A 9832-nucleotide genomic window follows, 5' to 3' on the forward strand; every position below is an offset into this window, starting at 1 on the left:
TCCATATTTATTTATAGAAAAGCTTGATCGTTCATAAAAATCATCAGAACTGCAATTGTTTATTGCTTGTTTCTGATGATTTTTTTGATAGTTACGCAAAGATATTCAGGGTATGAATAATTCGGGTAATAGCTTCCTAGAAGAGTGGATTCAAACTTTTAATCAAACATTCGGTGGTAAAGCAAAAGAATCTGTATTTGAAGTTAGCCCTTGTGCTCAAGAACTTAATCTAATACTAGCTAGAGTGTCCCAACGTGTCGTTCACTCTGGCCACCACATTCGCTACCAAAATAAATACTATATACCTATCGATGAAAAGGGAAAGGAAATTTTCTTCTTGCGCGGAACAAAAGCCCTTGTTCTTCAGGCCTTTGATGAAAATATCTATCTAAACATCGCAGAAAAAACTTATCAAACAAAGGAGTTACTTGAACATGAACTATATTCTAAAACATTTGATCAACCAGAGGAAAACAAAAAAGAAAGACGCAAGTATATACCTCCACAATCTCACCCATGGAAGCTCGCGTCTTTCACTAAATATCTACAGAGGATTGGTAAAACTCAAGAAGAAATTCAAGAGCTTATCAACGCCTCCTAATCATAATACCAAAAAGGGACTCAATTGCAAGAAATTACTCAAATCTTCTTACTTTGATTCCTAATCTACAAAGGGTTAGGACTACTTGATTTTGATTGACAACAGGTTTGAAGCTGTTAGGCTAAATAGCCAAGGCTAATCGTAGCCTTGGTTTAGTCTAAAAAACAGCTTCAAAGGTACCTGGTGTCAAATAAAATCGCGCTAATTATTCTAGCCCATATTAATCATTTTTTCGGGACATAATCATCTTTGATTGACAGGAAAATCTAGCTTTTTCTCCGCCCTGGATAAGGCAAGCGTTTAACCTGTTGGCGAGAAATTCGAATCACGCGTCTGGAGCCCTGAACTGGTAGGGCTACCACTTTCAAGGGAAAACTTGCAAGGGATCTCGCAAAGCGAACTCGTGGTCTCGGATCCCCCATTCCTTGCCCTTTCAAATAGCCTTTTCGAATCGAAATATCCAAATAATACTGATAAACCTGGAGGCCAAAGTTCTCGGCCGAAATCTCAAACAGCTTCTCTTGCCACTTCTTTTCCTGCGGATAAGGTGTTGCTAGTAGGGCTTCTAGAATGGCCCCACTTAAATCCTCTGGCTCTTGATAGAGCGTTCCAAACATTTTGTCTGAAACCAGATTGTCTAAATAGGGATTGGACTGGGCAATAACGGGAGTCCCACTGGCCAAACTTTCCAAAAAGGTCAAACCTTGTGTTTCACTAGTCGAAGCTGACACAAAAAAGTCAGCCATCCGGTAGTAGAGCACCGTTTGCTCTGGAGGGACCATCCCGACAAAGAGCACGCGGTGCTCGACCGCCATTTCTTTGGCTAGAGACTTAAGATTCTCCAAATACGGACCATCTCCCGCTACGATTAGACGCACTGCGTCATTTTCATTCAGAACTTCTGGGAGAGCACGGATAATTGCTTGAATATTTTTCTCAAACGAAACTCGAGACAAACTCAAGAGAATCTTGGTATCCGGAGAAAGAGCTAGGGACTTTCGAAGATCCTGAATTGCTTCTTCTTGGTCTTGCACTTGAATAAAACGATCCAACTCGATCCCCGTTGGGATCACGCGCTTCTCTGGCTCAACTCGATACCCCACCAAAAGATTATAGACAATCTCACTCGGACAGACCACTCCATCCACCTCATCCAGAAAAGAGCGTACCATATACTTAATCATGCCAGGCCGAATCAGCATCCCCTTGGCAATGTAATGCACATAATCCTCATACTGAGTATGATAGGTGTGAATCACAGGAATTTCCAATTCCCGTGCGATCCAAAGTCCAAGGAATCCCAAAGCAAATTCAGTTTGGGTATGAATCAATTCTAATCGGTGCTCTTTGGCAAGGGCCAAAGCCTTACTGAATCCACGATAGGCAACGCGACGGTCCTTAAAGGCAAAGAAGGGAACACTAGGAATTCGGATAATCCGGTTCTCCTCTGCAGGGTCCACATTCCGATCAGTGGTCGTAAAAATAAAGACATCGTGCCCCTGCTCCTCCAGTTCCTCCCTGAGGGTGCGGATACTCGTTGCCACACCAGATACCTGTGGAAAATAGGTATCCGTGAACAATCCAATTCTCATCTCACATCTCCAATACTTGCCGATATACCTCTACCAACTGCTGGGCCACCTGATCCATGGAACGACTTTCAGCTACTTGGTAACCTTTGTCACGCTTGTCCACCTGACCAGCTAAAATCGCTTGAATCCCAACTACAAAATCCTCATTGGTTTGACCCAAGGTTGCAGACTGCTCATCAATCCAGCCCTTGTAAACAGGTATGTCACGTAAAACAACATGCTGGTGACTAGCCAAGGCTTCTAAAACGACAATCCCCTCCGTCTCCTCATAACTTGGGAAGAAGAAGAGACTACTTCCACTCATGGCACCTTGGAAAATGGCTCCCTTAAAATAACCTGGGAATTGAACATTGGCTGGGTGGTCACCAGAAACAACTCGACGGATTTCACGAGGGATCATCCACTTGTTAATCCCTCCAAACCAGATGAATTGAACGTCTGGCAGCTGCTTGGCCACTTCGATAAAGTCTAGAATTCCTTTTCGTTTAAAAAAGAGACCCGCACAGACCACAACCGGCTGCCCCTTCTCCAATCCAAAATGGTTATAGAAAACCTGTTCTTTTTGAGGATCTGGTTGATACTTCCTCAAATCGATCCCATTTGAAATAGCAACGATTGGTGTGTCCACTCCGTAACCCCGGATCAGTTCCTTGGAGTACTCCGTTGGCGTAATCACAAAATCTGCTAACTGATACATATGCCTCAAATAAGCCCCCACAGCAGGAGCCAGGAGATTGGAACCAATAAATGAGTTGGCAAAATCTTCCCGAGTCGAGTGGCCATGGACAATGACCTTTTTCCCTTGCCGCTTAGCTTGATGTAAAAGGCTAAGACTCTTAGGGCCATAAGTGTTAATGTGAACCAAATCGTATCCAGTTGACGGATCTGTGGTATAGGGAATCCCTGCTAAATCAAGGGCCCGCATTTGATGCTGAAGGGCGCGACCAATTCCAGACTTCTCAAGAACAGTCTTTCCCTCCAAATACAGTAGAACTTTCATACTCATATTATAAACAAAAGCAACCCAAAATAAAAGTCGGAGACAGAAAAAGGGAACTTGGCGCCTGCCACCAATGGTTCCCTTAGATTCTTGTATTATTTACCTGTCCGAGTCGATTGACGTTCTGTCAAGCCATGGGCCAACTGAACTTCCCGCTCTTCTACTTCTTCCTTATTCATAATTTTGGTCAACATGCGCATAGAAATCGCACCAATATCATAGAGTGGTTGACGAATAGAGGTCATATTTGGACGGCTAAACAGAGTAATTTGGGAGTTATCACTGGTAATCAACTCGAAATCTTCAGGAAGACGGATTCCCTTGTCACTCAAACCATTAAGGAGGCCAACCGCCAATTCATCACCAGAGACAATGGCAGCTGTTGCCCCAGAAGCCATGACCCGTTCTGCCAAGGCATAACCTTCTTCATAATTATGCTTAGCTTCAAAAATAAGTCCTTCGCTATACTTTTGTTTGGTCTCCTTCAAACCATCTCGGTAACCTGGCAAGCGCATCTTACCATTGATATCATCTACCAGTGGACCTGTAACAAAGGCAATCTTGTCGTTTCGCTCAGCCAAATATGCCACCGCATCAGCGGTTGCCTTTCGATAATCAATGTTGACACTTGGCAATTGCTGCTCCACGTCCACCGTTCCAGCCAGCACGACTGGAGTCCGAGAACGAGAAAATTCTGAACGAATTTTCTCAGTCAGATGGTAGCCCATGAAAATAATACCATCTACCTGTTTAGAGAAGAGGGTATTCACCACTGCCACCTCACGGTCATCATCCTCATCACTGCTGGCAAGGACAATGTTATACTTGTACATTTCTGCAATATCTTCGATTCCCTTAGCCAAGCTGGCAAAATAGGAAGAAGTAATGTTGGGAATTACAACTCCGACTGTAGTAGTTTTTTTACTAGCTAGCCCACGAGCTACCGCATTAGGACGATAATCCAAGCGGTCAATAACATCCAAGACTTTCTTACGTGTATTCTCTTTTACATTTTTGTTTCCATTTACTACCCGGCTAACGGTCGCCATTGAAACACCTGCTTCACGGGCGACGTCGTAAATAGTTACGGTATCGTCGGTATTCATAATCATCCTCCCATTTATTTTTTGAAAATAACGCTTTCACCTTCACATAACTATAGTTTATCATTTTTTGGAAACACTTTCAAACGTTTTGGATATTTTTTCTAAAAAATACAAATGTCGATTTCCCATTGCACTTTTTCAAGTTTTTTGACAAAATAGAGATATAAGATAATTGATATAGGAGGTTAAATATGAAGAGCACAGTTGACTTACTTCGTTCTCGCATGCGTGAACAGGGCATTGATCTAGCTATCATCTCAGATCCAACCTCGATCGCATACTTAACGAGCTTTCAATCGGATCCTCATGAAAGACAATTCTTCTTCTTTCTTCCAATTGAAGGTAGTCCAACCTTGTTTACACCTGAATTAGATCGCGACCGTGCAAAGGCCCATGTTTCTTACACAGTTGTCGGTTACCACGATTCAGAGAATCCTTGGCAAAAGATTCAAACCTTCCTATCTCGTGAACGCTACCGGATTGGTTTAGAGTTTCAACATTTACGCCTACGCCAATACTATGAACTCATGCAAATCCTGACCGGACAAGTAGTTGATATCAGCCCTACTATGGAACGACTCCGCCTCTTTAAAACAGCTGAAGAACTCGACTTACTTCGAGCTGCTGGACATATGGCAGATTATGCACTTACCCTGGGATTTGAAGCCATCGCTAAAGGGAAAACGGAATTGGACATCATCGCTGCCATTGAAGGTCCCCTACGAAGTCAGGACGTTACCATGAGCTTTGAAACGATGGTTCTAGCCGATAAGCATGCCGCCGATCCTCACGGGGTTCCAACCAATCGCCCCCTAAAAAACAAATCGCTGCTCCTCTTTGACCTTGGTACTTGGCATCAAGGTTATGCGAGTGACGTCAGCCGTACCGTTGCCATTGGACAACCTACAACCCTTCAGGCTACCATTTATGATATCGTCCTTGAGGCCCAACTAGCTGCCATAGATGCAATCAAACCAGGCGTAACGGCCGGTGAAATTGATGCCGTAGCTAGAGACATTATCACGAAGGCTGGTTACGGAGACTACTTCACACATCGGCTTGGACATGGAATAGGCCGGAGCCTTCACGAATTCCCTTCTATCAGTAAGGGGAACAAACTGATCTTAGAAGAGGGAATGACCTTCTCTATTGAACCGGGAATTTACCTTCCCAATAAGGTTGGTGTCCGCATCGAAGACTGCGGGGTTGTTACAAAGACAGGTTTCGAAACCTTCACCCACACCCCTAAGGAACTTCTCCAATTCAAACTATAAGAAAACAGGTGAGCATCACTCACCTGTTTCTTTTTTATACTCGAAAGAGTTTGAAATCTGAAAAGGCAATCCGATGAAGACAGAACTAATGGTTCGGCGAAGAGGATTAACACATTCAGATTTTGAAATGTAATGAGTATTAACCTAAAATGCTTCCATTTGGAATCACATCATCTACCGTAATCACTGCTAGACGATCCTCAAACTCCGCTGAAAGAATCATTCCCTGACTAACCAAGCCCATCATTTTACGAGGTTTCAAATTCGCTACAATCTGCAATTTTTTACCAAGCAGAACTTGAGGATCTGGATAGTAAGCGGCAATGCCGGAGAGAATTTGACGATCCTGACCATCGCCGGCATCCAAGCGGAAGGCTAACAATTTATCACTACCCTCGACCCGCTTAACTTCCTTCACCTCAGCGACCCGAATTTCCACCTTGTCAAAATCCTCAAACTTAATAGGCTTTTTGTTCAGCAAGAGATCAACCTTAGTAGGATCCCACTCCTCTTCTTTTTTACCACCAGACATTTGAGTTTTGATGTAGGCAATTTCTTCTTCCATGTCCAAACGAGGGAAGATGGGTTCTCCCTTAGCAACAACCTGGCTACCAGCCGGAATTTGACCAAAGGATAGGTCTTCTAAAGAGCCAACCTCAGCCAAGCCCAACTGTGTCAGAATAGAACGGCTAGTTCCCATCATGAAGGGTTGGAGAAGGGAGGCAACCACTTGTAGACTAGCTACTAGATGGCTCATAACGCTTGCCAACTGCTCACGGTCTCCCTCTTCTTTAGCCAAGACCCAAGGCTGGGTTTCATCAATGTACTTGTTGGTCCGCATGATGAATTTCCAAACAACCTCCAAAGCACGTGGAAGATTCACCGCTTCCATCTGCTTATGAAACTCTTGGATTGTTTCTTCTGCTTTCGCTTCCAAATCCCCATCGAAAGCTGTGACACCAGACTTAAACTCAGGAACCTGGCCACCAAAATACTTATTAACCATAGCCACTGACCGGTTCAACAAATTACCGAGGTCATTGGCTAGCTCATAGTTGATACGACCAAGATAATCTTCCGGTGTAAAGGTGCCATCCGAACCCACAGGCAGCGACCGCATCAAATAATAACGTAGAGCATCCAAACCATAACGCTCAACCAACATCTCAGGATAGACCACATTCCCCTTGGATTTGGACATTTTTCCATCCTGCATGACAAACCAGCCATGAGCAATCAGACGTTTTGGCAATGGCAAATCCAGCATTTTCAAAATGATTGGCCAATAAATAGAATGGAAACGAAGAATATCCTTCCCAAGCATATGAATATCCGCAGGCCAGAACTTCACAAAATTTCCATCTTCATCCTGACCATAACCCAAGGCTGTAATGTAGTTAGCCAAGGCATCAATCCAAACATAGATGACATGTTTAGGATTGGATGGTACCGGAACTCCCCAAGTAAAGCTCGTCCGAGATACGGCTAAATCTTCCAAGCCAGGTTCAATAAAGTTCTTCAGCATCTCATTCATTCGACCATCCGGACTAATAAATTCTGGATGCTCTTTGAAATAGTCTGCTAACCACTGTGAATACTTGCTCAAACGAAGGAAGTAAGATTCCTCGGAAACCCATTCTACCTCGTGACCTGAAGGGGCAATTCCTCCGGTAACATTCCCTTCCTCATCCCGGAAAACCTCAGTCAATTGCGTTTCTGTAAAGAACTCTTCATCGGAAACAGAGTACCACCCTGAATATTCTCCCAAATAAATATCATCTTGTGCCAAAAGTTTCTCAAAAATTTGAGCAACAACCGCTTCATGATCAGCATCTGTTGTACGGATAAAGCGATCATAAGAAATATCCAAGAGCGACCATAATTCCTTAACGCCCTTCGCCATTCCATCTACATAGGCTTGAGGATCAAGACCTGCTTCTGCAGCCTTATCTTGAATCTTCTGACCATGTTCATCCAGACCAGTCAAATAGAAGACATCATAGCCCATCAACCGCTTGTATCGTGCCAGAACATCACTGGCAATGGTTGTATAAGCTGAACCAATATGCAAACGCCCACTTGGATAGTAAATCGGCGTACTAATATAAAACGTTTTATCAGACATTATTCACTCCTCAAAATTACTCCCCTTATTATACCACGCTCCAAAAGCCACAAGCAAACAAAGTCAAATTCAAATCAAGATTTTACTCCCAAGAAAAAACTCCCTCGCTCCAAACCTCTAAGCCATGCAGAAAAACAATTCATACCTTTCAACATCTTACCAAAAAAACGTTCCCCTCTTCACCAGAAGAGGACTTGTCAACTTAGGATTCCTATGTTAGGCTGAAAGTAACTAAAAGAAGTTCACAAGGAGTTTCGCATGAAGAAAAAAGCTCTGAAAGCCGCCTTCCCCTATACAATCCCCATCTTTGCAGGATTTTTATTTTTAGGGATAGCCTATGGAATCTATATGAATACTGCTGGCTTTTCCTTTTGGTACCCGATGCTAATTGGCTTACTTGTCTACGGTGGATCCTTAGAATTCGTCATTGTTACACTCTTGCTAGCTCCATTTTCTCCACTTGCTACTTTTATTCTGGCCTTCCTCATCCAAATACGCCACCTCTTTTATGGTATTTCCATGCTAGAACGTTTCAAAGATCTAGATTGGAAGAAATACTACATTATCTTTGGCATGTGTGACGAAACCTTTTCCATCAATTATTCCGCATCAATTCCGGATGACGTCGATCAGGGCTGGTTTCTTTTTTGGGTCACCATCCTCAACCACATTTATTGGGTTTTCGGTGCTACCCTTGGTGGCTTATTAGGTACAATCATTCCCTTTAAAACAGATGGGTTAGAATTTGTGCTAACCGACCTCTTTTTTGTCATTTTTTTAGAAAATTGGAAAAAGGAAAAACACCACACCCCATCCTATGTTGGGCTAACGGTATCCTTCCTCTGCCTCCTTATCTTTGGACCAGACTACTTCCTGTTACCATCAATGACCTTGATAGTCCTACTTCTAACACTCTTACGCCATAAATTAGACAATCAAACACAGGAGAAATCCCTATGACTTTTACACAACAACTCTTAACTATCGTCATCTGTATACTGGCTACAGTCCTAACACGATTTCTTCCCTTCTGGATTTTCAAGTCAAACCGACCTACACCAGCCTACATTCAATATTTAGGACAAGTCCTACCAGGAGCCATCTTTGGTATGATGGTCATCTACAGCCTCCGCACAGTATCCATTACCAGTAGCCCCTACGGCCTGCCAGAACTCATCAGCCTTGCCATCACACTCCTCTTTCACCTCTGGAGAAAAAGCATGCTCATCTCCCTCGCAGCAGGCACACTCTCCTTCATGATCATCACACGATTATTGTAGTAAGAATAAAAAAAGCTTAGAAACGTGGACAAAACACACATTCTAAGCTGTTTTTCACTAACTCCTTTCAAGAAAACAAGATATAAACAAGACACTATTCCCCCCTTATTCCAAAATACACTCCCACTCAATTCCTGAGTGCTTTGACGCGAAGAACCTTCGCTTTATCCATAAATACTCCTCCACTCAATTCCTGAGTGTTTTGACGCGAAGTTCCTTCGCTTTATCCATAAACACTCCTCCACTCAATTCCTGAGTGTTTTGACGCGAAGTTCCTTCGCTTTATCTATATATACTCCGCCACTCAATTCCTGAGTGGCGGAGCGAGCGACACCTTGGTCCAATTGGTCTCAAACAATTTGTTGATAGTCTTCGCTATGGGACTGGGTTTGGCGTACAAAAAAAGATGACATTGCTGTCATCTGCTCTAGTCGGGAAGACAGGATATGGACGCGAAGTACCTTCGCTTTATCCAAAAACACTCCTCCACTCAATTCCTGAGTGGAGGAGCGAGCGACACCTTTGTCCAATTGGTCTCAAACAATTTGTTGATAAACTTCGCTATAGGACTGGGGTTGACATACAAAAAAAGATGACATTGCTGTCATCTGCTCTAGTCGGGAAGACAGGATTCGAACCTGCGACACCTTGGTCCCAAACCAAGTACTCTACCAAGCTGAGCTACTTCCCGTAACTATAAATTCGGTTGTATCTCAGCTGTAGAGTGCTTGCTAAGTAGATTTGCTTCGCAAATCCTCATCCGCAACCTCAAAGCTAAACTTTGAGCTCTACCAATCCGAGTTACTTCCCGTATTATTGTTTACATGCACCCTAGAGGAGTCGAACCTCTAACC

General features: G+C 43.4%; 7 protein-coding genes, 1 tRNA gene and 1 pseudogene. 4 read left to right on the plus strand and 5 right to left on the minus strand.

The genetic code is table 11. The features are described 5' to 3' along the window. Positions 1–121: 121 nt before the first annotated feature. Positions 122–601 (plus strand): annotated as a pseudogene (locus I2503_RS08100) (ISNCY family transposase); the annotation flags it as partial. Between the two features lie 266 nt (positions 602–867). On the opposite strand, the gene I2503_RS08105 reads toward I2503_RS08100, so the two are convergent. The 3 genes from I2503_RS08105 to ccpA all read right to left on the minus strand — a co-directional run bounded on the left by I2503_RS08105 (position 868) and on the right by ccpA (position 4299). Beyond that, a complete protein-coding gene (locus I2503_RS08105; protein ID WP_196967624.1) occupies positions 868–2193 on the minus strand; it encodes a glycosyltransferase family 4 protein in 1326 nt (441 codons plus the stop codon). 1 nt (position 2194) lies between these two features. After that, positions 2195–3193, minus strand: a complete 999-nt coding sequence (locus tag I2503_RS08110; protein WP_196967625.1) for a glycosyltransferase — start codon at positions 3191–3193, stop codon at positions 2195–2197. A 95-nt stretch (positions 3194–3288) separates the two neighbouring features. Beyond that, positions 3289–4299, minus strand: a complete 1011-nt coding sequence (gene ccpA / locus I2503_RS08115; protein WP_196091186.1) for a catabolite control protein A — start codon at positions 4297–4299, stop codon at positions 3289–3291. A 191-nt stretch (positions 4300–4490) separates the two neighbouring features. Here ccpA and I2503_RS08120 point away from each other — a divergent pair, with 191 nt between their 5' ends. Beyond that, positions 4491–5573: a Xaa-Pro peptidase family protein gene (locus I2503_RS08120; protein ID WP_196091185.1), complete on the plus strand. Its 1083-nt coding sequence runs from the start codon at positions 4491–4493 to the stop codon at positions 5571–5573. Positions 5574–5712: 139 nt separating this feature from the next. Here the strand turns inward: I2503_RS08120 and metG are convergent, their stop codons facing one another. Then, positions 5713–7698, minus strand: a complete 1986-nt coding sequence (gene metG, locus I2503_RS08125; protein ID WP_196967626.1) for a methionine--tRNA ligase — start codon at positions 7696–7698, stop codon at positions 5713–5715. Between the two features lie 258 nt (positions 7699–7956). On the opposite strand from metG, the gene I2503_RS08130 reads away from it, so the two are divergent. After that, positions 7957–8658, plus strand: coding sequence for an AzlC family ABC transporter permease (locus I2503_RS08130; protein ID WP_196967627.1), 702 nt, complete (start codon positions 7957–7959; stop codon positions 8656–8658). Next, a complete protein-coding gene (locus I2503_RS08135; RefSeq protein ID WP_210766829.1) occupies positions 8655–8978 on the plus strand; it encodes a branched-chain amino acid transporter permease in 324 nt (107 codons plus the stop codon). The genes I2503_RS08130 and I2503_RS08135 overlap by 4 nt, the downstream gene beginning before the upstream one ends. Positions 8979–9595: 617 nt before the next feature. Here I2503_RS08135 and I2503_RS08140 read toward each other — a convergent pair. Next, a tRNA-Pro gene (locus I2503_RS08140) sits at positions 9596–9669 on the minus strand. Positions 9670–9832: the final 163 nt, after the last annotated feature.

The sequence above is a fragment of the Streptococcus sp. NLN64 genome, from assembly GCF_015831295.1.
GTDB lineage: Bacteria > Bacillota > Bacilli > Lactobacillales > Streptococcaceae > Streptococcus.

What these genes read in the sequence shown, in the direction of transcription:
- metG (WP_196967626.1), bottom strand. Translation starts at nt 7,698, where the DNA reads ATGTCTGATAAAACGTTTTATATTAGTACGCCGATTTACTATCCAAGT.
- I2503_RS08130 (WP_196967627.1), top strand. Translation starts at nt 7,957, where the DNA reads ATGAAGAAAAAAGCTCTGAAAGCCGCCTTCCCCTATACAATCCCCATC.
- I2503_RS08105 (WP_196967624.1), bottom strand. Translation starts at nt 2,193, where the DNA reads ATGAGAATTGGATTGTTCACGGATACCTATTTTCCACAGGTATCTGGT.
- I2503_RS08120 (WP_196091185.1), top strand. Translation starts at nt 4,491, where the DNA reads ATGAAGAGCACAGTTGACTTACTTCGTTCTCGCATGCGTGAACAGGGC.
- ccpA (WP_196091186.1), bottom strand. Translation starts at nt 4,299, where the DNA reads ATGAATACCGACGATACCGTAACTATTTACGACGTCGCCCGTGAAGCA.
- I2503_RS08135 (WP_210766829.1), top strand. Translation starts at nt 8,655, where the DNA reads ATGACTTTTACACAACAACTCTTAACTATCGTCATCTGTATACTGGCT.
- I2503_RS08110 (WP_196967625.1), bottom strand. Translation starts at nt 3,193, where the DNA reads ATGAAAGTTCTACTGTATTTGGAGGGAAAGACTGTTCTTGAGAAGTCT.